We start from the raw sequence: 24672 nt of genomic DNA on the forward strand, positions 1-24672 counted from the left end.
GCCCCATATGGGCATCGGTGGTATCACCCCGGCCATGAAACTGAAACGGGCGGCATAGGCTCTACTTTTGAGCACTACCACAAATGGGGAGATTACAGGCAACTATAATTTGACGACACTATCTAATCGTTCAAGTCAAAAATTTCGCGAGTATAGCGAGGGTTGTCTCGCATTTCACTCAGCGACTTGCCTATCATGTTCATAGTAGAGGCAAGTACTTCTTGAGCAGAATATACGGAAGGGATGCGCCAGCATGGAAGGCTATTTATATATTCACGTAAGGCTAAATCAGAAAAAATTCCCGTGGATGGGTATAGTAAAGACTCTAGTCCGGCATCTATTTTTAACAAAATAGGGTCCTGCAAAATAACTAGAACATTTTCAATGGCATTATGTATTTCATCTTCATGTAGAATAAACCGATGCCTATTATCCTTTTGCCCATATGCATACAGAGCCTCAAAGGCAATTCTTATTCTTCGAGATTTTTGCTCTGCTGCATATTGTGGAGACTTCAGAGATGCCTCTAACCGTTCATATGATGTTATGAATTTGTCTACATGTAAACATATAAAATCATAATTGTATTCTGCGTGTTTCAATTCCAGTAATGATGCTAAAAAAGTAAACTTTTTATTTGCAAATAGAAGCCAAAGAATATGCATTGCAATTCTTTGGTTGTCGCGGAGCATCTTTGACAAAATTAGGGCATCTTCATCAGTTTTTATGGTAAATTTTAGTCTATTCCATAGCTCAACAGCATACCATGAAATAACCCGTTCTCCTCGTCTTTCGGTTGCCAGTAGATTTTGTACATCAGATAGAGTCATTCTGTTGTTTTTTGCTGAGTTCGCACTTCTGCTCAGTAATTGGAATTCGGGTCGGTGGCAGAAGCCTAGTGACAGCGGCCCGATGTGGTCTGCGGTAGGAGGGCCATCGCCACCATCGGCACATGCCTCATTTTTGAATTGTGTTTTTATCAAGCCCATTAATCTATCGGCAGCAGCCCAATTTCCCTCCGACCAGAACTCGAAAACTCGCCTGTCTGAAGTATATGTCTTCAAATTTTCCGTATGACGTCCTGTGTCAGCCTTATGGCGGCAGCATTTGTTAAACGAGTGAAATCCATCAAATCTGTCAGGAGCGTTTGACATGGCTCCAGGGCTTAACGTTGAGGGCTCAAGCGGAATATACTCATTTTCAAGCCATCGGATTGCATCAGCAAGGTCCACAGGCGTAGGAACTGAAATGTTTTTTGCCAAAAACAATGTGGAAAATTGTTTAAATAGTTTATCCCCTTCAAAAGAATACACTCTTTCTACCACCGAAGTAATAGTTTCTGTGGGTGAGATTTCAAAATTTTCGCCATAAAGAGCCAAAAAGCGTTTAATCAAATTTGATGTTGGATAGTAATACCCTATCTTCATAGTTTGCCCACAACGCTTACAAGGCTTTTCTTTTGTCGGATGTATAATTTTAGCTGTACGGCTTATCCATTGGTTTTGGTTTGTATCAATGCCAATACTTTGCGCTTTCTGTTTCCACCACTCTAACCGCTTATTATATGTATATTGATATTTACCACCTTCGCGATTGGATGGTGCTTCCCATTGAATTTTGCCATCCTCTTTGATCGCATCAGGCATATCAGCATATGCAGGGTGAGAAACAATTTTGGACATATACGCAACAAATTCTGGTGCCCAAGCTTGCCCTTTGCTACCATATTTTATGAGTTCCGTGCCGTTCTGCTTCACAACCCCTCCATTAGCTCACTAATAGCGCAACCCAACGCTAAGGCTATTTTTTCAATATTCGTAAGCGTGATATTTTTTTCTCCACGCTCTATCATCCCAATATACGTGCGATGTAGCTTGGCTTTTTCAGCTAACTGTTCTTGGGATAAAGCAAGAGCCTTACGGCGCTTTTTCACGGCATTTCCGAATGAAACTGAAATCATTCTTTTCTCCATAAAAAATGCTAACCATAGTGTGTAGTTTGCTCCACATACTATGGTTAGCATTTTGCTAGATAGCCTGTCTGGACAAGCCTCAGCTCGCACGGTCACTAAAGAAGAGGTGGAATAGTGAAAATAATAAAGCTACTTCTATTTTCTTGGTATTTGAAACAGTCAAAGAAGCAGAATATAGCCTAGCAAAAAAGGACAATATACTACCAATGTTATGTCTGCTCTAGGCTCCTGTGACTTGTGGAAGAGGAATGATGACTATTTTAAACAGCTTTGTTTTCTATCATCGGGCAACAGTTGTCCTTTAGAGCTGCTAGTACAATAAAGAGTAGAGCATCCTCATATATATGATTGGACTCCAATATACATTCAGCAAGTATATACGACTTATACAACACTAGATTGGCAAATTATAAGATAAAATACATCAAGAAGATATTAAAACATATTATTGGCAGTTAAAGTTTTATTTACTTATGTTTCTCTCTTCAGTCGAAGCAATACGCGAGATAGTAAAAAAATCTTGTAATTGAAAAGTGGACAGCTGAATTTTTTTATATTTAGCTTGAAGCGTTCAGATGTGTTACCTTTTTGAGATGCAGGCCAGCATCGGACATCACGTATTTTTATGGTGATAAACGTTCATTAGAGAAAATTGGGAATAAATTAAAATATTATTCCTCTGTTGCGTCTGGTATCTATGGAAGTTTATAGGCGCGACTCCTTCTATGTAAAAGGACTTTCCAAGCACACTACATGTCATATATATTCATTGAAATGGCGCCCCATCATAACTTTTCTATTGTCATCAAAGATACACGTTTTATATTTTTTTAATTCTGGCGAATTCGCCATAATTAAAAATGCTAGTCTGGACACTTTCATAAAACAACTTCCTCCTTTTTCTTTTCTCAATTTTTTGCCTCTTGGTTTATGCGCGACACCTACGGGCCAACCATGCGACACTTATTTTCGCAGCATGACCGTGGCAGTGGGGAAAACCCCTTCATGGACAAATCCAGGCTGGCAAGTTCGATTCTTGGGGAGCGGCAGGGCTGGGGTAAGCGCAATTTTCAGAAAAACCCTATGCGGCAGACGCGCAAGCCCTGCTATGCGCGTCTGCCGGGGCTATAATCAGATGGTAATCCGAGTTTCGCGTTGGTTCGTCGACGGCATTCGTCGGAATTAAGGTTGGCAAGCATATATTTCGCACAAGCGATATTCCAGCGCCGGGTTTCTTCCTGGCGCTTTTCCATATCGGCTTGCGAAGGGCGGGACTTCCATCCAAATGAATTGCGAAGTCCTTTGGTCACTCGGCGCATGAAGTCAGTCAGCTTGCATTGGGCTTTTCTGGCCCGGCGTTGGAGCCTCTCTGTGGCTCTGGCTCTTTCTATTTGGAGCATCGGCCCAAGGTTCAAAAATTCAAAAAAGAGCGTGGTCACAACACGGATGGCCCGCAGCCCCACATAGTCACCTTGGTCATTAACAACGCGGGGCTGCTGCACCTTCATAAAACCCGCTTCTTTCAGCAGGGCAATAGCCCGCTCACATCGGCGCTGGCCCATACCAGAATCCCGGACGATGGTTCGCATATCAATGTCAATGAAGCCACTCTCAAGCGTAGGCGTACCCAAGCAGAGCGAAGCAAGGTCAAGGTGGGAGATAGTCTCAATGACAATCTGACACGCCTCACGCCGTTCTGAGCGCGTTTTTCGGTGAGGGTGAGATTGGAGTAGCTTACACTTCTTCGGATGGAAATACCACGCCTTGGCCCGTTCCGCAGCCAGCGACAGAATGCGCGGCAAGCCGCCCTTGCCTTTCCTGATGGGTTTGGCCGGGGAAAGGTTTGGATGCTTGGGATCATGGCCGCAACGGTTGCCGGTCATATTTCCACCCCGCGCGGGGTGAAAACCCGGATATGCTCGAAATACGCTCGAAAAGCGATTCCGCTGCCATGCTCTAAATAGGCTAGAAAAGCCCTTTGGACGCAAAACAGGGGTTTAGGTACTTTTTTAACACCTAAACCCCTGTAATTTATGGAGCCAGCTGCGAGAATTGAACTCGCTACCTGCTGATTACGAATCAGCTGCTCTACCAAGTGAGCTAAGCTGGCAAATACCTGTTTTGTAAAACTTTTTTCGTCACTTTTACTGTGACTTTCTACTTTTAACCAGTTGACAAGCTGGTCTATTACGAATCAGCCGCTCTACCAACTGAGCCAAGGCGGCATTGTGTATCAACGCTTGCGGGAGAAGCTCCCGTTTTTTGCCCCCCGAAAAACAGGAGTGCTGTTGTCACTCATTGGCAGATAAGAAAAAACACGTAGGTGGAATGGGGCGTCATTCCCATGCTTTTCTTGGTCCGCACCATAAATCCGCACCGCCTCTCACGCAGGGAGGGGGCGCAGGGAAAGACATTTCTCAAAAAACCGCTGCGCTGTCAAGAAAGACTCCGATTCAAAACTTCGCCGCCTTGAGGCGCTTCCGCACAGAGTTAAAAGATCCAGGGATCATGCTCTCTCTGGCAGCTTTGCTGCGCTATCGCCGACTTTCCAGATTTTCCATGGCATCTTCTCCTGCGGCAATGCCGCCTGACGCCACATCTGAAAGGTGTGTCGGCATTTTTTGTGCCGCAGGCAATCAAATGCTCTTTGCACCAATCACACGTCCCTGTATCTGCCGCCGTTGGCAGCAGAGGTGACCAATGCAGCATAGCGCCGCAGCACCGGATAGGGGCAGTCTTTCTTTACCATGCGCAAGGCCGCGCGGCGCTGTTCCAAAACCGCCTCGTCCACCAGCAGGTTCAGGGCGCGCCCCGGTATGTCGATCTGGATCATGTCGCCCTCTTCCACCAGAGCAATGGGGCCGCCATCGGCGGCTTCCGGCGAGATATGCCCGATGGCCGCGCCGTTGGTTCCTCCCGAAAAACGCCCGTCCGTGAGCAGGGCCACATCCCTGCCCAGGCCCATGCCGGTGATGGCTGCCGTGGGCGAAAGCATTTCACGCATGCCCGGCCCGCCGCGCGGCCCCTCCTGCCTGATGACCACCCCGTCTCCGGCCACGATTTTGCCGTCAAGGATAGCACGCATGGCGTCCTCTTCCGACTCGAAGACACGCGCCCGCACCTGACGGCACATCATTTCGGGGGCCACGGCCGACTGCTTGACCACAGCCCCATCGGGAGCCAGGCTGCCCCGCAAAACAGCAATGCCGCCCTGAGGCGACCAGGGGTTCTCCACGCTACGGATGACTTCGGGATCAAGAATGCGGGCCTTGCTGTCACAGAGGTTCTGCCCCACGCTTTTGCCGGTGACAGTCAGGCATTCCTTGTGAATAAGCCCCAGTTTGTCCAGCTCTGACATGACAGCGGGGATGCCGCCCGCAGTATCGAGATCAACCATGTAGTGCGCGCCTGCAGGCGAGAGTTTGCAGAGATTGGGCGTTTTGCGGCTGAGTTGGTCAAAAATGTCCAACCCCATATTCAGCCCCGCCTCGCCAAAGATCGCGGGCAGGTGCAGCACCGTATTGGTGGAGCAGCCGAGCGCCATGTCCACGGCCACAGCATTGGCGACAGAATGCGGCGTCACAATGTCCAGCGGGCGGATGTTCCGGGCCAGCAAATCCATGACGCGCATGCCCGCCGTCTTGGCAAGGCGCACGCGCGCGCCGCTCACCGCCGGAATAGTGCCGTTGCCGGGCAGAGCCACGCCGATAGTTTCGGACAGGCAGTTCATGGAGTTGGCCGTAAACATGCCCGCACATGCGCCACAGCCCGGACAGGCGCGCTCGGCCATATATTCCAGTTCCTCCTCGCTCATGGCTCCGCTGCGCACCTTGCCCACGCCCTCAAAAACCGTGATCAGATCCCCCCGGCGCTGCGGGCCGATGTTGCCGGGCAGCATGGGCCCGCCGGAAACCAGCACCGAGGGAATGTTCAAGCGCATCATGGCCATGAGCATACCGGGTACGCACTTGTCGCAGTTGGGCAAAAAAACCAGAGCGTCAAAGGCGTGCGCCCGCGCCATGATTTCTATGGAGTCGGCAATATACTCGCGCGAGGGCAAAGAAAAACGCATGCCCTCATGGTTCATGGCCAAGCCGTCACAAACGGCGATGGCGGGAAACTGCAAGGGCGTGCCCCCTGCCATACGCACCCCCGCTTTGACCGCATCAGCCAAGGTATCGAGGTGCTGGTGTCCGGGAACCACCTCACTGGCAGCATTGACCACGCCCACCAGAGGCCGGTTCATTTCTTCCCTGGTCAGGCCCAGGGCGTAGAGCAGAGAACGGTGAGGGGCCTTTTCCAGCCCCGACTTCATTTTTTTGCTGCGATTTTCCTGATCCATTGTGTTTTCCTTGCTGGGTAAAATCCGTGTGCGAATGCGCGGACTGTAGGACAAATCTCCGCATCCGTAAACGGCATCGCATCGGTGAAAGGCGCGCACCTCCGCTTTTCGCATCGCCCTTGAGCGCGGACAGGAAGTAGGCTACCTTCGCGCCATGCACAGCGCCACCCCCACCCTGGCCCGCCGCTATATTTTCAAACTTCTGGCCAACATCGCTTCCGTCCCCGTGTATCTGGTCATGGAAGCCATTCTGCCCCGCGCTCTGGGGCCGCAGATGTACGGCAACTACAGCTTCGCCACCAACGTGTTCCAGCAGTTCACCGGCTTTCTGGACATGGGAACCTCCACCTGTTTTTACAACGCCCTCTCCCGCCGCCAGCGGGAAGCGGGCCTCATCGCCTTTTATCTGCGGGTGAGCGCGCTGGTGCTCGGCGTCATGTCTCTGGCCGCCCTGTGCATGCAGATTCCCGCTGCAGGCAATCTGCTCTTGCCCGACATACCCTTGTGGCTGGCCCCTCTGGCGGCTTTCTGGGCCTTTCTGACCTGGTGGGGACGGGTGCTGCGCTCCATGAACGATGCCGTGGGAGCCACCATCGCATCGGAAATGACGCGCACCGTGACTTCCCTTCTGGCAGTAGGGCTGCTGGGGTTGCTTTTCTGGGCAGACAGCCTGAACATCCACACCCTCTTTGCCCAGCAATATCTCATGCTGGGCGTCACAGCCCTGGGATACTGGCTGGTAACGCGCAGGGTCTGGCAACAGCGCGGAGAAGTTCTGCGCCTTGCCCTTGCTCCCGGTCAGGGCCGCGCCTACAGCCGGGAATTTTTCGCCTACAGCCACCCTCTGCTGGTTCAGGCCCTGCTCTCCTTTGTGCTGCTGACCGGTGAGCGCTGGCTTTTGCAGTGGTTTGACGGCAGCGTGGAGCAGGGCTTCTTTGCCCTGTCCCAGAAAGTGAGCATGGCCTGCTTTCTTTTTGTTTCGGCCATGACGCCTCTGGTCATGCGGGAGCTCTCCATCGCCTGGGGCCGGGACGACCGCGAAGGCATGGGCCGCCTGCTGACGCGTTTTGCCCCCCTGCTCTATGTGGTGGCAGCCTATTTTTCCTGCTTTACCCTGGCCGAAGGCTCCGCTCTGGTCAGCTTTTTCGGCGGCCCGCAGTTTGCCGCTGCCACCCTGCCGGTGCAGATCATGGCCCTGTATCCGCTGCACCAGGCCTACGGGCAACTGGCTGGCTCGGTCTTTCACGCGGCGAACCGCACCAGAGTGCTGCGCAACATGGCGGCCCTCGAATGCGTGTACGGCTTCGGCACCGCATGGTTTCTGCTGGCGCCGCCGGAATATTTTGGCCTGAATATGGGCGCTGTGGGCCTTGCCGTCAAAACGGTCTGCGTGCAGGCTGTTACGGTCAATCTGTATCTCTGGCTGGCCTCACGCTTCATTCCCCTGAATTTCTGGCGCAATTTGGGCCACCAGATATGGAGCCTGGCCCTGCTGCTGGCACTGGCCTTTGCCTGCCGTGAGGGGAGCCTGTCTCTGGGACTGGGCGATCAGGATTCCTTTGCGCGCTTTCTGCTCTCCGGCCTGCTCTATACCTGCTGCGTGGGCGCGCTCTGTCTTGCCCTGCCCCAAGTCATGGGCTTTTCACGGCAGGATATGAAGGAAATTTTCCTCCGTCTGAAAAAATCCCGCGCACGCCCGGAGTGATGCGGCCATCACGGCACACGGCAGGGCGACACATCCCCGCCCGCGTGCAGCGCGCCATGACGCCGGCAGGCGCGCAGTGAACGCGACAGCACCCTACCCTGCTGCAATCCAGACAAGGGCGGCCTGTCGGCCGGAGCGCCTGTCGCACCGGTAGGAGAAGAAAAGGTCGTTATTGTCGGCGGTGCACAGATCCAGCCCGTAAATATGACGGGGCAGAAGCCCCGCATCTTCCAGCTGGCAGCGGGTCAGACCCCAGAGATCCATGGTGCGCCCTGTTTCTTCAAACCAGGGCTGCCAATCCGGCCCCCATTCCCGCGCAAAATTGACAAATTCGGCCTTGCCCGGCCCCAGGCTCGGCCCGCGCACGGCCAGAACATCGCGCGGATCAAGGCCGTAACGCTCGCAAAAGCGCCTCACCCCGCTGCCGGGAAAGTTGCAGCGGTTGCCGCGCCAGCCCGCATGCAGCGCCGCCACATGGCGTCCGCCTTTGTGGGCCAGCAAAATGGGCTGGCAGTCCGCTGTCTTGATGAGCAGGGCAAGGCCGGGGCGGGAGGTGGCCATGCCATCGCCCTGCGCGAGGTTGGCAGCCAGCACGTCTGTCGCCTCCGGCTCAAAGACCATGCCGTCGCCGTGCACCTGCTCCAACTCCGCCCAGCAGTTCATGCCCTGCGCGTGCAGCATTCCGGCAATGCTCTGCCGGTTGGCCGTCACATGTTCGGGATGGTCGCCCACCTGAAAGGATATATTGCCGATGGCATAGCCCCCACGGCTCATGCCGCCCGTGCGGGTCTGAAAAACGCAGCGCACGGCAGGAATGCCCGGAAAACAAAAAGGCAGAACACTTACGGACACAACAGGCGCTCCTCGGTACACAGGCAGTGAACCCGCTGATCCCACGGATCCAGCGGCAGGCTTTCCACAAGCTGAAAATCAAAGCACAGCCCCACGCGCAGGCAGCGTGTTTCGTCCCGAACAAAACGGTCATAATAGCCGCCGCCGTATCCCAGGCGTCCGCCAGTGCGGTCAAAGGCAAGGCCCGGCAGTACCATGCAGTCCGGCGCAAAGCCCGCGCTGTCCGCCCCCGGCAGAGAGGCGCACGGCTGCCGCAGGCCGAAAGGGCCGGGAACCAGGCACTCCGGACCAGAGCAACAGACAAAATCCATCATACCCGGCCCGGCAGGCAGCACGCGCGGCAGCCATACCTGGCGCCCTTCGTCCCAGGCCGCGCGCAGCAGCATGTCTGTCGGCATTTCATCGCCAATTCCCACATACAGGGCAAGAGAGCGCGCTTCACGCCAGAAGGCTGTGTCCAGCAAGCGCTGCTGGGCCTCCCGGCCGCGCGCGAGGGCAAGGTGTGCTGGCTGGGCCGCGCGCGCCAAGGCCATCCGCCGCCGCAGGCATGCCTTGTCTTCGGCAGCGCCCTGCCCTGCCCTTGCTTTTTCCGCTTCGTCCGGAGCAACGGGGACGTTGGGCGAGGCAGAACAGGATGAGAAGAAACGGGAAGCGGCCTTTTTCACTGTGGACAGACCTTTTCTTGCCGAGAAAAATGTGGCAGCATGACGCATCTGTTGTGTAACAAAGGAAGTGCCGCAATGCCAAGCGCCCAGAAGCAGGACTACCTCTGGATCGCCGTGGGCGACATTCATGATGAGCCCCAATGCTTTGCCAGAATACCCGAGCTGTCCCATGCCGACGGCATCATCGTTACCGGCGACCTGACCGTCACCGGCGGCGTCAAGCAGGCAGAGCTGGTCATGGAGGCGCTGTCCGCCTGCGGAATTCCCGTTCTGGCCCAGATCGGCAATATGGACCGCCCCGAAGTCGACCAGTGGCTGAGCGAAAAAGGCTGCAACCTGCACACCTCCACACGGGAACTCACGCCGCAGATCGCGATTTTCGGCGTGGGCGCGTCCACCTTCACGCCCTTCGGCACCCCCAGCGAGTTTCCCGAATCGGCCTTCTCGGCCTGGCTTGAAGCCTGTTGGAAAAAAGCGCGGGCCTACCCGCAGCGTGTGCTTGTGTCGCACAATCCGCCCAAGGATACCAACTGCGACGCCATCAGCGAAGGAGTGCACGTGGGTTCCACAGCCGTGCGCGAATTTATCGAAGAAAATCAGCCGGACATCTGCCTTTGCGGGCATATCCATGAAGCGCGGGCCATGGATCGCATTGGCCGTACCCTGGTGGTCAATCCCGGCCCGCTGGTGCAGGGCGGATATGTGCTGCTGCGCTCCAATGCCGGGACCCTCTCGGCGGAGCTCAAAATACTGGAAGAACCGGAGTGCTGATAAGCCGCTTGCATATTTTCTGAAACAACGTATTTTTGGCAATCCGTAACCGTGCTCTGCCTGCGCTTGTCCAAGCTGCGGCGGCATCCTTCAGCAGCATACCCGCACGGCGGCACCTTACTGAAGGGCGGAAGAAATTTTCCCAAAGCGCTTCTTGCGCTTTGCACAAAGGATTTTCATGAGTGAACAGACCCCTGATGCGTCCGCGCCTCACGCGGACGCTCCCCGTGTGACTGCCCGGCGTAGCGGCAAGACCGCTTCCCCCAAAAACAAAACCGCTCCCCAGGCCGCCGCGCCCACGCCGGATGCGGCAACTCCCCCCCAAAAAGACGGCGCATCCGCTCCCCCCGCAAGGGCAAAACGCGCACCAGCCCGCAAAACGGGCACAGCCAAAAGCGAAACAACAAAAACAGCCGATACCACAGCAAAGCAAACGCCGTCCCCGGATGCGGCCCCAACACCGGCAGCAGCCCGCCCGGCCCCCAAAACCGCACCGAAAAAAAATTCGTCCCGCTCCTCTCGCGGAAAAACGGCCGAAACCGCAAAACCCGATCCGGCTTCCGCGCAGGCCGACACGGCAATATCCCCTGCCGCAGGCGCGCCTTCGGAAAAGGCTTCTCCCCCTGTCCCGGCCACGCCCCACACTGCGGGCGCGGCTTCTGCAGCGTCACAAAATGCTGTCCATGCCCCCGCACAAAAGCAAAAAAACCGTTCGCCCCGCACGGGCAGCCGCCCGGCAGAGAAAAAACCGGAGGCAACAGCGACCGATGACGTCGCAGGCGACGATGCCGCCGAAAAATCCCGGCAAGCAATGCCGGAACAGGAGCCAGGCTCCGCACCGGACGTTCCGGCACAGGCACAGCCTGCCTCCGGCGAGGCCGCGCCCAGAAGCCGCAGAGGGCGTCGAGGGGGCCGGGGCCGCAACCGGAAAAAAGAAGTGAAAGAGGTTGCGGACGCACAGCCTCAGGAGGAGCTTGCCTCTGCGGACGCTCCCCAGGAAGAAACTGCTGACACTGCCCAACCCCGCAAGGAAAAAGAAAAAACCGGAGAGGGCAAAAACCCTCCCACGGAAGCGCGCTCCGCAACAAAAAAGGATTCCGCCTCCACAGAGAAGGCTGCGGGCAAACGCCGCATGCTGATCAGCGTTCTGCCGGGAGAGCAGGTTGAAGTGGCTCTGACCGCAGAAGGGCAGTTGCTGGAATACTATCTGGAAATGCAGCACCAGCGCAAAATCAAGGGCAATATCTACAAGGGCGTCATCCACAATATCGACGCCAACCTTCAGGCTGCCTTTGTCAGCTACGGCGCGGGGAAAAACGGATTTTTGCAGATCGACGAAGTGCACCCCGAATACTGGCTGGCGCACCATGAACCTGCCAAGGGCAAAAAGTTTCCCCCCATCCAGAAAACACTGAAAGCCGGACAGGAAGTTCTTGTGCAGGTGGTCAAGGAGCCTACGGGCAACAAGGGCGCTTTTCTGACCACATGGCTTTCTTTGGCCGGACGCTTTCTTGTGCTGACGCCCGGGCAGGAGCAGGTCGGCGTTTCACGCAAGGTGGAAGACGGGGAAGAGCGCGCCCGCCTGCGGGAAATGATGAACGGCATTGATCCCGGCCAGGGGCTGGGGGTCATTGTGCGCACGGTCAGTGCGGGCACCACCAAGACCACACTGAAAAATGACCTGCAATACCTCAAGCGTGTTTGGCGCAATATCAGAAAAAAAGGCACGGAAGTCGCGGCACCGGCTCTCATTTATCAGGAGCCGGGCCTTTCGGAACGGGCTGTGCGCGACTACCTGACCGAGGATGTGACGGAAATCTGGGTGGATAACGAGGATGTGGCCGAAAGCATCCGCGAGACAGTGGGCCAGCTTTTCCCCCGCAAGAAAGACCTGATACGCATGCACACCGACCACCGCACGGGCATGTGGGAACGCTTCAACCTGCGCCGCCAACTGGAGCAGATATATACGCGCGAAGTGGTTCTGCCGTCGGGGGGACGCCTGGTCTTTGACCAGACGGAAGCCCTCATGGCCATTGATATCAACTCGGGAAAAATTTCGGGCAAGGGCAATTTCGAGGCCATGGCCCACAAGACCAACATGGAAGCTGCAGAAGCCATCGCCCGCCACCTCAGGTTGCGCGATATCGGCGGGCAGGTGGTCATCGACTTCATAGAAATGCGCGAAAAAAAGCATGTTCTCGAGGTGGAAAAAACACTGCGCGCCGCCATGAAGAGCGACCGCGCCAAACATGATGTGGGGCGCATGAGCTCTTTTGGTCTGCTGGAACTGGTGCGCCAGCGCACGGGTTCCTCGGCTCTGGCCATCACTCTGGAACCCTGCCCTGCCTGCGGCGGCACCGGCATGCGCCGCAACATCGAATGGCAGGCATTGCAGGCCCTGCGTGAGCTGCGCCGCCAGATGCGCTCGGAAAACGGCGAAAAATGCGCCTTTCCCGCCACGCCGGAACTGGCCCTGTATCTGCTCAACCACAAACGCGACAGCCTGCGCGAGCTGGAGCAGGAATACGGAAAACATCTGGAAATCACCATACGCCCGTAAGGCCGATGCCCGAAGCGATGACGCACAGCCCGCGTGACAACAGCCCCGATGCAGAGGCAGCACAAAGCGGGGCCGCTCCCAAGGACAGTTCCGCTCTCTTACTGCACGTTTGCTGCGGCCCCTGCGCTGTGATGCCCGTGCTCCGGCTGCGCGAAATGGGCTATGCCGTCACCATGTGGTTCATGAACCCCAATATCCACCCGCTGGAAGAATATCTGCGCCGCCGGGAAGCCGCAGTCCAGTGCGCCGGGGCGCTCAATGTGCCCATTGTCTGCGCTGACGAAACCTGGAACATCACCGCATGGCTGCGGGCCGTGAACGGACGTGACGCTCCGCCGGAACGTTGCTCCTACTGCTGCGAAAGCCGCCTGGAAGCGACCTTTGCGGCAGCCCGCGCCCTGGGTTTTTCTTTTTTCAGCAGTAGCCTCCTGTATTCGCGCTACCAGCCCCATGACGTGCTCCGCACTGCGGGCACGAGGCTGTCCCACACGGGCGACCCCGCTTTTGTGTACAAAGATTTTCGCACAGACTGGCAGGAAGGCATCGACCGTTCCCGCGCCATGCAGTTGTACCGCCAGCCCTACTGCGGCTGCATCTACAGCGAGGCGGAACGCTATGCAAAAAAATTACTGCGGCTGCAACGAACGGGCACAGGGGAGTCCCGCCCTTCCAAGGCAGGTTCTCCCGCGGTTTGAAAATTCCGCAAGAAATGCGGCGGGGAAAAACCTTCACGCCCCACTTCTTGCGGAATGCAGAATACGGCAATGCAGCAAAGGTGGCCGGAGCACGAAAGCGCGAAAAACGCCTCTGCGCCCCGGACCAAGCACGCCTACAGACGTTTGAGCACGTCCTGGGCAAAGGCTTCGACGGCCTCGGGATCGTTGCCCGCATCGCCTTCCATTTTCAACCCTTCGGCAATGATTTCGGCGCCAAGTTGCGAGGCTTTTTCCTCAATGGCCGGAACAGCGCCGCAAAAATGCTCGTATTCCCTGTCGCCCGAAGCAAAGGCGGCCACCTTGCGCCCTGCAAGATTCATCTGGTCAAAGCCGTCAAAAAGGGGAATGAAGTCGTCCTGAAGCTCCAGGTCTTCCATGCCCCAGGCAGAGCAGCCAAAAAGCACCGCGTCATAGCCGTCCGCAAGTTTTTCGGGCTGGGTGTCAGCCGCATTGCGCACCTCCACACTGTGCCCGGCCGAAGAAATGCGCTCGCCCAATTTCTGGGCAATACTTTCCGTATTGCCGGTGCTGGAACCGTACACGATCAGAACCTTGCTCATGCTTGCCTCCCTTCTTTATGAAGATGAATTTCATTTTTTATGGGGCGCGCTCCCGCCTTTGTCAAGCTCTTTTCTCAAGCACTAAAAATTTCATGCAAAACGCTTTCTCCCCTGTCTCATCAGGCGGCCAGGGGAGAAAGCGAACAGATTTGCTGGCAAGAGAAAGCGCCCTACCACTGCGGTTTTTCGTTCTCCACAATTTTTCCGTCGGTCATGGTAAACTGCGCAAGGCTGCCTGCCCGCGCCTGGATACAAATATATTTCAACCCCTGCGCTCCGGCCTTGAGGCAACGGTGCTCCGCCGGTGCGACCAACAAACAGTCGCCTCCGGCAATGTCCGTCACGGCCCCGTCAAGCCATACTTTCCCGCTGCCGTCGAGTACAATGTACACTTCCTCATTTTGTTCATGACAGTGTACAAAAGGGATTTCCGCCCCCGCAGGCATTTCATTGAAAGATACCTCACACCCGGTAAGCCCCAGCGCGTCGTGCAGTTCTGTACGGGGGGAAGAAAAACGAACCAATTTTGCCTGTGCCATGTGATCCTCCTGAAAAATCCGGCTACTTGTGTCAAAAATTTTTTGGGGCCGTGACAGCCAAACACTGCATGCGCACAAGCATCGCCCCGCCCGAAATGCGAAACCCACTTTCCTGCCCGGATACAAGCTTTTGGGCACATGATCCACTGGCGCTTACCGTTCCATCGGCTACTCCCCCGCGTCCCTGTCCGTCAGGTTGCGCAGCAGCACTGCCAGTATGCGCATGCATGCCTGCCGGTCTTCGCCGTCAACGCCTTTCCAGACCTGCCGGAGAAGCTGCGCAGAAATTTCCTCCTGCGCTTTTCGCATGCTTTCTCCTTTGGAGGTCAAAAAAATCCGCTGCCCGCGCCCGTCCGCGCTGTCCCGCTCGCGGCGGCAGTACCCACGCGCCTCCAGAGTGTTGATGAGGCCCGTGACCGTATTTTTTTTTCTGCCGATACGTTTGGCCATATCCTGCATGCGCATGGGATTTTCTGCAAAAAGTGCATGAAGAACCGCGCCGTGCGCGGGAAGGAGGTCGTGTATGTCGCGCTCTGCCAGCGCCGCGGCAAGAAAGGCATTGCCCTGCTCCCGGATGCGGGAGACGAGGCTGAGCACAGAAGACTCTGCGGGCTCCTGAAAAAAATTTGTGCCCTCCGGGCTTGCGTTCTGCATGTTCATGCCGTACATTTAGTTCGTTGACGAACTATTGTCAAGGCATATTTGGGAGAGAACATGCTCTCCCCAACAACCATGCATGGAGAAAAAACATGAAAACATTTTTTGCGGCTCTGCTCGGCCTGTTGCTGCTGACCGCAAGCGCCGGAGCCAAGGGGCACTTTGAAACACTGGATTGTGACGGTTTCAGGCTGCATGTCTACAATTCCGGAGATGTCATGGCCGACACAAGCTTCATTGTGGAAGGCAAAGACGGCCTTGTGACCATGGAACTGCCTCTGTTCAAGGAAAACGCCAAAGAATTTGACGCCTATGTAGCGGCCCTGAAAAAACCCGTGGTACAGGTGGTGACCAACTATCACGCAGGCTCTGCTCCCGGCGCGCCCGTTTTCATGCCACAGGGCATGCCTGCCTTCATGAAGGGCGAAGTCTATACCGGCATGCTGGCCCATTTTCGCCAAACTTTCGGGGACAGCATGGTGGACATTGCCGAAGTAGCGGCCACAGAAGTGCCCTTTGGCGAAACCGTGACCCTTGCGGGAGTGCCGTTTACCTTTCTCAAAGGGGCGGCCTCGGACTTCCCGGCGGCGAGCATCATCATCGGCAAGCAGCAGGTATACTATAGCCACTGGACTCCCGCCAAAGCCCATATAAGCCACTTGCAGGCAGGAACTCCCCAGGCCATCGACGCAGAAATCGACGCAACCCAAGCTGCGCTGGCATCCGGATGCAGGTATTTTGTCGGCGGGCACGGCGGCATTGCCGGAGAGGGAGCCCTGCAGTTCAGGCTGGACTATCTCAAGGCTCTCAAAAAGCTGCGTGCTGATTGCGCAACAGCGGAGGATTTCATGGCAGCTGTCAAAAAAGCGTATCCCGGCCTTCCCGGCGAAGAAGGACTGAAAGATCTGGCCCAGGCCCTTTACAAGTAGCAGACGGCTCTGCCGCTGGATCCTCCAAAGGCCGCCCCTGTCAGGCAGCACCGTCATGAAGACAGATGCCGGACAGAGGGCGGCAACACATTACCAGAGCACACACAGATCTATCGTAATGTGAAAAAGCCCTCTCATCCTTCCTCTGCGCCTCCATCACCGCTCCCATTTCCGTCGGAAAGGCTTTTTGGCTCCGGCATGCTCCAGGTTCCGGGTGCGGGCGCGGCAATCCGGGCCTTTTCTCCCAAATACGGGTTGAAGTAGCCATAACGCAGCCAGGGGCACAATTTTCTGAGGCGCTTCATGAAGCGGCCCAAGCCCATGCTGGGCGACAGCGCCAGCCCTCCGGACTCGCCCCCACCGCCGTTCATGAGCCGGAAATACCATTCGGGGTCAATGTTGAGATTGCGCCACTGGATCATGCTCACGCCGTCTTCTCCCGCCAGACGGGCCAAGGCTTCCAGTTCTTCCTCCGTATCCGTCACGCCGGGGAAAAACAGCAGATTGAGCGAAACCCATACGCCGCGCCCGCGCGCCTCGCAGATGGAGCGGCGCACATCGTCCAGAGAATAGTCCAGAGGGCGGTAATACTTGTGGTACAGTTCCGGACGGGCGCTGTTCAGACTGACGCGCAGGCTGGTCAGCCCGGCTTCGGCCAGAGCAGCCACTGCTGCGGGACGGGAGGCATTGGTATTGCAATTCACTGTGCCCCTGCCTCCTTCAGCCCTGTACAGGGCAATACTCTCCCGCAGCAATTCCGCATTCGTCAGCGGATCGCCCTCGCACCCCTGGCCAAAGGAAAATACGGGCGCTACAAGCTCGCGCCCGGCATGGATGCGCATGACTTCCACGATTTCTGCGGGATCCGGCGTGAATGCAAGGCGACACTGGGGCGTTGCCGCCACGGGAGAATCTTTCTCCTGCGCGGAAATACAGCCCACACAACGGGCATTGCAGGCCCGCGCCGTGGGCAGGGGGGCCTCGTAGCGGCCCAGAGCGAAATTGCGGGCCGCTGGGCAGTCATAGCGAGCCACGCAGTTTTCCAGAATATGCCGCACCAGCCGATTGCCGGAATATGCACGCAACAGGTCGCGCGCACCCCGCTCAATGCGGGCACGGGGCACGTTGCCGAACTCCTGACGCGGGTCAGTATCCACGCGGCGGGCACACAGATAAAAACGGCCCTCGGCAAAGCCCACGGCTCCGTAGGAAAAAAGGGGCAAAAGCGGAGCCTCCGGGCCGCTTTCATACACGGGATGGGCCGAAATTGTGTGTCCCGGAGCCGCAAAAGCGGCCACAGCCAACCGGGCTTCACCTCCCGGACAGGACGGACGGCCGCTTTCCGGATCCAGCCCCACAGCCTGCCGCCCCGGCAGAAGAAAAAATTCGCTTTCCGGGGGCAGGGGCATGACTTCGTCGGGGCGGGGCAGCCCCCACTGCGCGCCGCGCCGGCAAAGCATGAGCAAATCCGGATCGTCATAAATATTGCCGCGCTCGTCAGACACGACCAGATGCAGTTGCGGATGTCGGGCTGTCATACAAGCTCCTTGCCCCTGTGGCGGCAAACGGATATGATGGACATGCGGTCGGGTACGCCGACCCGGACTGACAACGGACAGACCGCAAACTTGCCACTGCGGGCGGCAGAAGCCGCAGCCTGATTCCGGTTGTTTGCGGCGTTGTCAGTGCTTTTGGGCGGCCTTTGCAGCCGCCCGTGCGGAGGCCTGTCATGTTTTCCTTCATGTTGTTCATCTTTCTGTGTTTTTTCGGCATTCTGGCCGCTCTGTACCACATGCAGCGCAGTCAGGAACAGTTTCGCCAGGACCTGCGCGAAGAGCTGGCCCGCATGCGGGAACTGCTTCAGGAATTGCAGCCGCAATCCCGCACACGCGCACCCGCTGGGGATGCCGGACGCCCTGGCCGGGAAAAAACGCGGGAACCTCTGGACCATCTGAGCCTGGACACTGCCCGCGAGCCGCAAAAACCTTCACCCATGCCCACGGATCCCGCCCTGGAACTGCGCTTTGAACCTGCCGGGGAAAACCGCCTCCAGTTCCCGGAAGACCGCCCCACAGAACGGAGAACCTGATCTTTTGCGCAGAGGCAACAAACCGGGCACAGCACGACCGTCCGGCCGCAAGCCAGAAACATCACACACACCCGCTCTGCTAGCCGAATGTCCCCCCCGCAGCAGCGGCCCAGGCTGCCCGCAGGGCGGCATCCGGATTTTCTTCGGCCCAGTGCAGGTACAGCAGCCGCAAGCTCTTCTCGCGCACCATACGCGCCCGCGCAAGGCGTTGCCGAACAAGAAGCCCGGCCCGCTCCCCAAGTGCCCTGATACGCTGCGTGAACGTCCGCGCCCGGTGCTCCGCGCGATGGCCCGCGTCAATGGCAGCCAGAGCGGCGCGGCGCATGCGCTCGGCGTGCGCCGGATTTTCCAGAAAAAAGCGGATACGCGCAAGGGCTTCTTCCACACTGTCCGGCGTGTACCCCAAAAAATGTTCGCCTTCCGTAAAAAGCGCGTCCAGGCCGTGCCCCACGCGGGGCGTCACCAAACAGCCCCCACAGCCCATAGCTTCAAAAACCCGGAAATTCAGGTCGCCGTGCTCACAGTGGTTCAGCAACACCCTGCCTCGCGAAAAAAGCTGTCTGTAGTCCCCCTGTTCCAGCCGCAAACCGGGCAATCTGCTCCCCAGCGCCTCAAGAAAGGCTGCCCGGCGCGGAAGATTTGCATTGACGCTGCCCACAAAAAGGCAGTCCCACTCTCTGCTCTGGCCCACAAGGGGCACGTCCTCGTTGGCGGCAAAGGGGGGAGACCACCAGACTCTCTCCGGCGAAAGAAAAGGCCCGGCAAAATCTCCCATCCTGTCGCGCAGGGACACCAGGCAAAGATCAAAGGCCTGTGCGTAAAAGGGCTGCCAGGAGTGGATGTGCGCGTCCACGCTGTACCATACGGTCAGGCAGGGAAAATTCTCCATGCCCAGCACAAAGGGCGCACGGCTTTTGTCGGCCACGACCAGCACATCCGGTTCAAATCCGGCCAGACGCACCAGATCCCGCCAGCCGTAAACAGAAGGTGTTTCAAAATTGTGCAGAAAAACGCGCCACCCTTGCGCGCTCAGGGCATGCCCGAAAAACGGACTGCCGATCCACAAAAGCCGCCGCATACCATCCTGCCGGGTGAATTTTCGGAAGGCCGTGCCCCGCCGGTTGCCAACAACGCCAAGATACAATACATGTAAAACTAGCCTTGGCGACAGAATGCGTCAAGGCGCAGGAATACCATGCTCTACCGTCGGCTGCGCCTTGTCCTGCGCATTTTTCTGATCATGCTGCTGGTGCTTTCCGTCTTGGCGGGCACGGCCCTTTTTGTTCTGCACCGCAACCCCGAGGCCCTGCTCAGCAGCTACAGAGACGATATTGCCTATGTCACCGGCCTGCACATCACGGCGCAGGGGGTGCATGTGGCACTGCTCCCCCTGCCCGCTCTGGTGGCAAGCGCCCCCACGGTGGAGGGCCACGGCTGGACATTTGCTGCGGACAGCGTCAGTCTTGTGCCCGACTATCTCGCCTTGTTGGACGGCAAGCTCATTCCGCGCAGGCTCGTCCTGCAACGTCCGCGGCTGGCCGGAAGTCTCTCCCCTCAGGCCTCCGGCGTGCAACCGCCCAAGCATCTGTTCAGGCCGGATCCGGCAGCGCTGCGGGAACTGATCCGGCTGGGCATCGCGGAAAGCGCGCGCCTGGGGGTGGAAGGTCCCGTCCAACTGGTGGTGGACCAGGGCGAAGCCGACATTGCCCATCCTGAGGGGGCGCGGCTGCGCATCACGGGCCTGCGTTGCGACCTTCGCCTCAAGCCGCCGGAGCGGCTGCGCGGCAGGCTCAGTTGGCGTCAGGCCAGCTTTTCCGCACCGGGGCAGCCCGACGCACGCCTGGACAGCCTTCTGCTCTTCGGAAAGACGGAGAACAATGGTTTTCTCGACCGCTCGCCAGCGCTGCACGCCCAGGGGACGCTGCTGCTGTCCAACTGGCTGGCGCGGATGGATTTTTCTCTGGATCTCAACACCACAGATACAGGGTGGGGCATGACTTCCGCCCTGCGGGGCGACGTACGCAAAAACGATGTTTTGCTGCCTTTTCAGCTTGCAGGCGATATTTCCGGCCAAAAAACGAATCACGCCATCGGCCTGCAAAACCTGCAGCTGGTTCTGGGCAGAGACAGCGCAATTCTCAACGGAACGCTGGAGCCGGGAGGGACAGAGACTTTTGCCCTCCACGGGCGCCTGGAACTGCGCAGGGCAAGCCTCACGCAGTGGCTGGGCTTTGCCCGCTCCCTTGCGCCGGGTTTGCAGGTGGCTCTGGACGACGTGACCGAAGGCATCCTCACCTTTGTCATGGACGGGAAAGGACTGCATGTTCCCCATATCGAAGTGAGTGCCGCCGGAAGCCGCTTTGCCGGTTCCGGCGGCGTGGCCAGTTGGGCCAACCCCGAAGTGGCTCTGGATCTGGCTTCGGACAGCGTGGATCTGGGCAAAGCCCTGCCCGAATCCGTGGCCATGCGGGTGAAGGAGCCTTCTTACGGGCACGAGCCGCTGACGCCGCGGCCCGGTTCCCCCGTGTTGCCCGATGACCCCGGCGTGGGCTATGACATCCGCCTGAAAGCTGCCCGCGTGAACTACGGGCCGCTGCTCATCGACAATGCTCAGGTCATCATCAAGCCCGGACTCATAGACCCTGTCAGCCGCCTGGAAGACACGCTGCTGCTGGCCGAGGGCAGCCTGTACGGCGGCAGCATCAAGGGCGAAACCATTCTTGGCGGCGCTGCGGAAACCCCCTACGCCATCCGCCTGAGCCTGCGCAACGTCGATGGCACGCATTTGGCGCAGGCCCTGCCCGTCATTCCCGTCAGCGGGGGCAGTTTGCGCGGTGATGTGAACATCCAGAGCCAGGGCAAGGAAATCGACGTTTTTCTCGACAAGCTGCGGGGCACTGTGGCGGTCAGGGCCCAGGGCGGCACTATACGGCCCCTGCGCGCCACAGAAAAAAAATCTTCCAGCATCCCTTTCAAAACGTTGGATATCGGCCTGAAAGTGCGCACAGCGGCCTGGGAGCAGGGACGCCTTGGGCTGGAGGGCCAATGGACGGGCAGCCTGACGCGCGACAACATGCAGCTTTCCACAGATCTCAACGGCCGGCTGTGGTTCGGCGGCGAAGCGGACGGCGCCAATATGGAATTTCGCGGGATTCCCGGATCGTGCACCCTGACTCTGCCTCCCGGCCATGCCCCGGATTCCGACGGCGCGCAAGCCCAGATTACCGGCAAATTCGGTTTTCAGGCGGCGCGCGATCTGGTGTCTGTCAGCGAGGCTCGCGTGGCCGCCTTCGGCGTGGAGGGCAGCGGCTCTGCACAAATATCTCTGGATGCGGAGCGCCCTTCCTGGCAGGGAAAATTTTCTGCCGTCAGCCCTGATCTGGCACAGACATTGCGTCAGGTTGGCATGCCCGCAGCGCGCCCGCCACAGCCCTTACGCCGCATGGAACTGGAGGGCGCATTCAAGGGCACGCCTTCCACGCTGGAAATCAGCGGTTTGCGCCTGCGTGTGGACAAAAACGACATCAAGGGCTCCGTGCAGGTGGATTGGCGTCAGACACCGAATCTGAAGTATTCCCTTGCTGCGGAAAAACTGAACCTTGACCGCTACCTTGAAGACAATACCCCAAAAAAGACGGCCAAGGCCGCAGAAAAGCCGTGGGATCTGCGTTTTTTGCGCACCTTCAACGCACAGGGGGAAGTGCGCGTAGGGCAGCTTACGGCCATGAAGCTCGCCGTCCATGACCTGCGCCTCTCCTCCCGCCTGGAAAACGGGCATCTGCGCTACGAAACGCTTTCCGCACGCTTTTACCGAGCGCCCCTGACCGTACGCGGCTCCATGACGTTCGGGCAGGGCCTGACTGTGGAAAATTCCCTGTATGCCGACGGCGTTGACCTCAAGGCCGCCAGCGCCGACCGGGGCGGCGATGCCGTGCTCACCGGCCGGGGATCCCTCAGCGCGGAAATCAGGGCACAAATGACAGGGCCGGGGCAATTCCCCGCACGGGCCAACGGCAAATGGCGGATCAGCCTGACCAAGGGGTCATACCAAACGCGCGACAAGGCAGGCAATCTCAAGGGCAAACCCACCCACTTCGAGGCAGCGGGCAGTTCGGGAAGCCTGATCAACGGTGTGGCGCGCAGCAGCGATTTTTATCTCAAGGCGCAGGACATGAAGCTGGACGGAGGCGGTTGGGTAGATCTGGACAAGCGCACCCTTGACTGTACCCTGACCGTCAACAAAACAAATCTGCCCGAGTTCCCCCTGCGCCTGTATGGCAGCCTGGACAAGCCGCAAACATCCATCGGGGCGGGGAAATTTCTGCTCAACACTTTGGGCGGCATTACCCAGGGCGTGTTTGACGTCTTCGGCGGACTCGTGCAGGGAGCCTGGAAAATCTTTCGCTGACGCGCCATCGCTTCTCTGTCGTCATTTTTCGCACAAGACGGCCGCAGCCCCGCACCGTTTTTTGCGCACTTCGGGCAATCTGTGCCCTGATTGCGGACGCCCCTGCCGTTCTTCTGTTCCCCCGTTGACAGAACGCACTCTCCGGGCTACAGTGGCAATCGTGTTCTTTTTTGCGCAATCTCAACGGTTTCCGCCAAGGAGAATGTCTGTGAATATCCTTATCTTCGGCCCCAACGGCAGCGGCAAAGGCACGCAGGGAGACCTCATCAAGCAGAAGTACAACCTTGCCCACATCGAATCCGGAGCCATTTTCCGCGAGCACATCGGCGGCGGCACCGAATTGGGCAAAAAGGCCAAAGCCTACATTGACCGCGGGGATCTGGTTCCCGACGACATCACCATCCCCATGGTCCTGGAGACCCTGAAAACTAAAGGACAGGGAGGCTGGCTGCTGGACGGCTTCCCGCGCAATATGGTGCAGGCCCAGAAGCTGTGGGACGCCCTGCGCGCCGAAAACATGCCCCTGGGCTATGTGGTGGAAATTCTGTTGCCCCGCGAAGTGGCCAAAAACCGCATCATGGGCCGCCGCCTGTGCAAGAACAACAACAACCACCCCAACAACATTTTTATCCCCGCCATCAAGCCCGAAGGTGACAAATGTCGTGTTTGTGGCGGAGAGTTGAGCTGTCGCTCCGACGATCAGGACGAAGGCGCCATCAACAAGCGCCACGACATCTATTACAATACGGAAGACGGCACCCTGGCCGCAGCCTATTTCTTCAAGAATCTGGCGGCGGAAGGCAAGACGAAATATATCGAACTCAACGGTGAGGGCAGCATCGAATCCATCAAGGAAACCCTGCTCAAGCAACTCGCCTGACCAAAAAGCATACGCCCGTGCGGAAAACAAACCGCACGGGCGTGAACCAGCACAGAAGTGCCGGATATTCCCGAATTTCTATTTCCCGCAGATCCAGTAGGTTTCAAAACCGTCGTCCAGCCAGCCGTCCCGGATTTCCGTATAGCCTGCCTGTTTCAAAAGCAGGCAATACTCATCGCGGGTTCGCCGCCAGCCCCAGAACTGCTGTCGCCTGATGCCCATAAAATGCAGAATGCCCCGGATCAGAATTTTTATGGCGTTTACAAAACTGCCCACCAGAGAATCTTCTTCCAGAAGAGAGGCGGAAAGCAGCACCAGTTCGCCTCCGGGGGCCAGTTGGGCGCGCAAGGCATCCAGCATATGACGGAACTGCGGGGTGGGAATGCCGTAATCCACTGTTGAAAGATAGATCATGTCGTACTGGATATCGGAAGGCAGGCAGGCCGGCGGCAGGCCTATATAAATGCGCTCGCCGGGGATATGCCTGCGCAGCCAGCGCATGCCCACAGTGCTCGGCTCGTTGACGTGCAGTTCCAGGCCGGGCACTTCTTCCAGAAAAATTTTTTCCATATAGCCCAAGCCGCTACCGATGGACAGAACGCGCGCAGGTTCATCGCGCCCATCTCCCTCATTAAGCGCCCGCAACTCACGCAGACGGGCGGCCAGCCAGCAGGCGTCTTTGCGCTTGTTCTCGCGCCACGATTCGGGAAGATCGTTCCAGTCCTTGTAGCGGCGGAAAAGCTCTTCGTAAAAGACCGCGTAGAACCTGGGCTCCGCAAGGCGAAAAAAGGAAATGTGCGAAAAGGAGGTAAAGGGTATGCCCTGCCAGCTTTCCTGATAAAATCGCCGCATGCCGCCTCCGCAGTGTCCGCCTGCCCCATGTACACACTATAGCGCACAGCCTTTTTTGAGGCAAATACGTTTTCGTGCGAAAAAATCCCCTCCCGCGGTTGTCGTGAGAGGGGGGGGTAAGAATCGTTGACAGCGGCCTACTTTCCCACATGAAGATATGCAGTATCATCGG

General features: G+C 57.6%; 20 protein-coding genes and 1 tRNA gene. 8 read left to right on the forward strand and 13 right to left on the reverse strand.

What is annotated here, in order from left to right; genetic code table 11:
• Positions 1-122: 122 nt before the first annotated feature.
• The 5 genes from EII23_RS09710 to ilvD all read right to left on the reverse strand — a co-directional run bounded on the left by EII23_RS09710 (position 123) and on the right by ilvD (position 6314).
• Positions 123-1757 carry an Alw26I/Eco31I/Esp3I family type II restriction endonuclease gene (locus EII23_RS09710; RefSeq protein WP_124793182.1) on the reverse strand — a complete coding sequence of 545 codons (1635 nt, stop codon included), beginning with the start codon at positions 1755-1757 and terminating at the stop codon, positions 123-125.
• On the reverse strand, positions 1754-1960 hold the full coding sequence (locus tag EII23_RS09715) for a helix-turn-helix domain-containing protein (RefSeq protein WP_260424675.1): 207 nt from the start codon (positions 1958-1960) through the stop codon (positions 1754-1756). Before EII23_RS09715 ends, EII23_RS09710 begins: the two co-directional genes overlap by 4 nt.
• Positions 1961-3078: 1118 nt before the next feature.
• Positions 3079-3855: a hypothetical protein gene (locus tag EII23_RS09720; RefSeq protein WP_124793184.1), complete on the reverse strand. Its 777-nt coding sequence runs from the start codon at positions 3853-3855 to the stop codon at positions 3079-3081.
• 151 nt (positions 3856-4006) lie between these two features.
• Positions 4007-4082 (reverse strand) — tRNA-Thr (locus EII23_RS09725).
• A 546-nt stretch (positions 4083-4628) separates the two neighbouring features.
• Positions 4629-6314: a dihydroxy-acid dehydratase gene (gene ilvD / locus EII23_RS09730; protein WP_124793185.1), complete on the reverse strand. Its 1686-nt coding sequence runs from the start codon at positions 6312-6314 to the stop codon at positions 4629-4631.
• A gap of 154 nt (positions 6315-6468) precedes the next feature.
• Here ilvD and EII23_RS09735 point away from each other — a divergent pair, with 154 nt between their 5' ends.
• Entirely contained in the window at positions 6469-8019 is a 1551-nt protein-coding gene (locus tag EII23_RS09735) for a lipopolysaccharide biosynthesis protein (RefSeq protein ID WP_124793186.1), read from the forward strand.
• 93 nt (positions 8020-8112) lie between these two features.
• On the opposite strand, the gene EII23_RS09740 is transcribed toward EII23_RS09735, so the two are convergent.
• Both EII23_RS09740 and EII23_RS09745 read right to left on the reverse strand, forming a co-directional pair.
• Positions 8113-8871 (reverse strand): polyphenol oxidase family protein, encoded by a 759-nt coding sequence (locus EII23_RS09740; RefSeq protein ID WP_124793187.1) that lies wholly within the window; start codon positions 8869-8871, stop codon positions 8113-8115.
• The gene (locus EII23_RS09745; protein WP_260424676.1) at positions 8862-9536 is read right to left on the reverse strand and encodes a 5-formyltetrahydrofolate cyclo-ligase; all 675 of its coding nucleotides are present in this window, start codon (positions 9534-9536) and stop codon (positions 8862-8864) included. Before EII23_RS09745 ends, EII23_RS09740 begins: the two co-directional genes overlap by 10 nt.
• 75 nt (positions 9537-9611) lie before the next feature.
• On the opposite strand from EII23_RS09745, the gene EII23_RS09750 reads away from it, so the two are divergent.
• The 3 genes from EII23_RS09750 to EII23_RS09760 all read left to right on the forward strand — a co-directional run bounded on the left by EII23_RS09750 (position 9612) and on the right by EII23_RS09760 (position 13565).
• Entirely contained in the window at positions 9612-10307 is a 696-nt protein-coding gene (locus EII23_RS09750; protein WP_124793189.1) for a metallophosphoesterase, read from the forward strand.
• A gap of 178 nt (positions 10308-10485) precedes the next feature.
• A complete protein-coding gene (locus EII23_RS09755; protein WP_124793190.1) occupies positions 10486-12870 on the forward strand; it encodes an Rne/Rng family ribonuclease in 2385 nt (794 codons plus the stop codon).
• A 5-nt stretch (positions 12871-12875) separates the two neighbouring features.
• Positions 12876-13565, forward strand: coding sequence for an epoxyqueuosine reductase QueH (locus EII23_RS09760; protein WP_260424677.1), 690 nt, complete (start codon positions 12876-12878; stop codon positions 13563-13565).
• A gap of 134 nt (positions 13566-13699) precedes the next feature.
• On the opposite strand, the gene EII23_RS09765 is transcribed toward EII23_RS09760, so the two are convergent.
• The 3 genes from EII23_RS09765 to EII23_RS09775 all read right to left on the reverse strand — a co-directional run bounded on the left by EII23_RS09765 (position 13700) and on the right by EII23_RS09775 (position 15339).
• Positions 13700-14146, reverse strand: a complete 447-nt coding sequence (locus tag EII23_RS09765) for a flavodoxin (RefSeq protein WP_124793191.1) — start codon at positions 14144-14146, stop codon at positions 13700-13702.
• A 170-nt stretch (positions 14147-14316) separates the two neighbouring features.
• Entirely contained in the window at positions 14317-14685 is a 369-nt protein-coding gene (locus tag EII23_RS09770) for a cupin domain-containing protein (RefSeq protein WP_124793192.1), read from the reverse strand.
• A 168-nt stretch (positions 14686-14853) separates the two neighbouring features.
• The gene (locus EII23_RS09775; RefSeq protein WP_124793201.1) at positions 14854-15339 is read right to left on the reverse strand and encodes a MarR family winged helix-turn-helix transcriptional regulator; all 486 of its coding nucleotides are present in this window, start codon (positions 15337-15339) and stop codon (positions 14854-14856) included.
• 95 nt (positions 15340-15434) lie between these two features.
• On the opposite strand from EII23_RS09775, the gene EII23_RS09780 reads away from it, so the two are divergent.
• Positions 15435-16271, forward strand: a complete 837-nt coding sequence (locus EII23_RS09780) for a hypothetical protein (RefSeq protein WP_124793193.1) — start codon at positions 15435-15437, stop codon at positions 16269-16271.
• Positions 16272-16405: 134 nt separating this feature from the next.
• Here EII23_RS09780 and EII23_RS09785 read toward each other — a convergent pair whose 3' ends face one another.
• Entirely contained in the window at positions 16406-17809 is a 1404-nt protein-coding gene (locus EII23_RS09785) for a radical SAM protein (RefSeq protein ID WP_124793194.1), read from the reverse strand.
• Between the two features lie 191 nt (positions 17810-18000).
• Here EII23_RS09785 and EII23_RS09790 point away from each other — a divergent pair, with 191 nt between their 5' ends.
• Complete coding sequence (locus tag EII23_RS09790) at positions 18001-18360, forward strand: hypothetical protein (RefSeq protein ID WP_124793195.1); 360 nt, start codon at positions 18001-18003, stop codon at positions 18358-18360.
• A gap of 79 nt (positions 18361-18439) precedes the next feature.
• Here the strand turns inward: EII23_RS09790 and EII23_RS09795 are convergent, their stop codons facing one another.
• Positions 18440-19438 carry a glycosyltransferase gene (locus tag EII23_RS09795; RefSeq protein ID WP_124793196.1) on the reverse strand — a complete coding sequence of 333 codons (999 nt, stop codon included), beginning with the start codon at positions 19436-19438 and terminating at the stop codon, positions 18440-18442.
• Positions 19439-19555: 117 nt separating this feature from the next.
• On the opposite strand from EII23_RS09795, the gene EII23_RS09800 reads away from it, so the two are divergent.
• Entirely contained in the window at positions 19556-22768 is a 3213-nt protein-coding gene (locus tag EII23_RS09800; RefSeq protein ID WP_124793197.1) for an AsmA-like C-terminal region-containing protein, read from the forward strand.
• A 208-nt stretch (positions 22769-22976) separates the two neighbouring features.
• Positions 22977-23648, forward strand: a complete 672-nt coding sequence (locus EII23_RS09805; RefSeq protein ID WP_124793198.1) for an adenylate kinase — start codon at positions 22977-22979, stop codon at positions 23646-23648.
• 78 nt (positions 23649-23726) lie between these two features.
• Here EII23_RS09805 and EII23_RS09810 read toward each other — a convergent pair whose 3' ends face one another.
• A complete protein-coding gene (locus EII23_RS09810) occupies positions 23727-24500 on the reverse strand; it encodes a hypothetical protein (RefSeq protein WP_124793199.1) in 774 nt (257 codons plus the stop codon).
• Positions 24501-24672 lie beyond the last annotated feature (172 nt).

Source organism: Desulfovibrio sp. OH1186_COT-070 (genome assembly GCF_003860215.1).
Classification (GTDB): Bacteria; Desulfobacterota; Desulfovibrionia; order Desulfovibrionales; family Desulfovibrionaceae; genus Desulfovibrio.

Bases quoted from the DNA above. Each gene is read 5' to 3' on its own strand.
- EII23_RS09715 (WP_260424675.1), bottom strand. From the start codon at position 1,960: ATGATTTCAGTTTCATTCGGAAATGCCGTGAAAAAGCGCCGTAAGGCT.
- EII23_RS09720 (WP_124793184.1), bottom strand. From the start codon at position 3,855: ATGACCGGCAACCGTTGCGGCCATGATCCCAAGCATCCAAACCTTTCC.
- ilvD (WP_124793185.1), bottom strand. From the start codon at position 6,314: ATGGATCAGGAAAATCGCAGCAAAAAAATGAAGTCGGGGCTGGAAAAG.
- EII23_RS09735 (WP_124793186.1), top strand. From the start codon at position 6,469: ATGCACAGCGCCACCCCCACCCTGGCCCGCCGCTATATTTTCAAACTT.
- EII23_RS09750 (WP_124793189.1), top strand. From the start codon at position 9,612: ATGCCAAGCGCCCAGAAGCAGGACTACCTCTGGATCGCCGTGGGCGAC.
- EII23_RS09755 (WP_124793190.1), top strand. From the start codon at position 10,486: ATGAGTGAACAGACCCCTGATGCGTCCGCGCCTCACGCGGACGCTCCC.
- EII23_RS09760 (WP_260424677.1), top strand. From the start codon at position 12,876: ATGCCCGAAGCGATGACGCACAGCCCGCGTGACAACAGCCCCGATGCA.
- EII23_RS09765 (WP_124793191.1), bottom strand. From the start codon at position 14,146: ATGAGCAAGGTTCTGATCGTGTACGGTTCCAGCACCGGCAATACGGAA.
- EII23_RS09770 (WP_124793192.1), bottom strand. From the start codon at position 14,685: ATGGCACAGGCAAAATTGGTTCGTTTTTCTTCCCCCCGTACAGAACTG.
- EII23_RS09775 (WP_124793201.1), bottom strand. From the start codon at position 15,339: ATGCAGAACGCAAGCCCGGAGGGCACAAATTTTTTTCAGGAGCCCGCA.
- EII23_RS09780 (WP_124793193.1), top strand. From the start codon at position 15,435: ATGAAAACATTTTTTGCGGCTCTGCTCGGCCTGTTGCTGCTGACCGCA.
- EII23_RS09785 (WP_124793194.1), bottom strand. From the start codon at position 17,809: ATGACAGCCCGACATCCGCAACTGCATCTGGTCGTGTCTGACGAGCGC.
- EII23_RS09790 (WP_124793195.1), top strand. From the start codon at position 18,001: ATGTTTTCCTTCATGTTGTTCATCTTTCTGTGTTTTTTCGGCATTCTG.
- EII23_RS09795 (WP_124793196.1), bottom strand. From the start codon at position 19,438: ATGCGGCGGCTTTTGTGGATCGGCAGTCCGTTTTTCGGGCATGCCCTG.
- EII23_RS09800 (WP_124793197.1), top strand. From the start codon at position 19,556: ATGCTCTACCGTCGGCTGCGCCTTGTCCTGCGCATTTTTCTGATCATG.
- EII23_RS09810 (WP_124793199.1), bottom strand. From the start codon at position 24,500: ATGCGGCGATTTTATCAGGAAAGCTGGCAGGGCATACCCTTTACCTCC.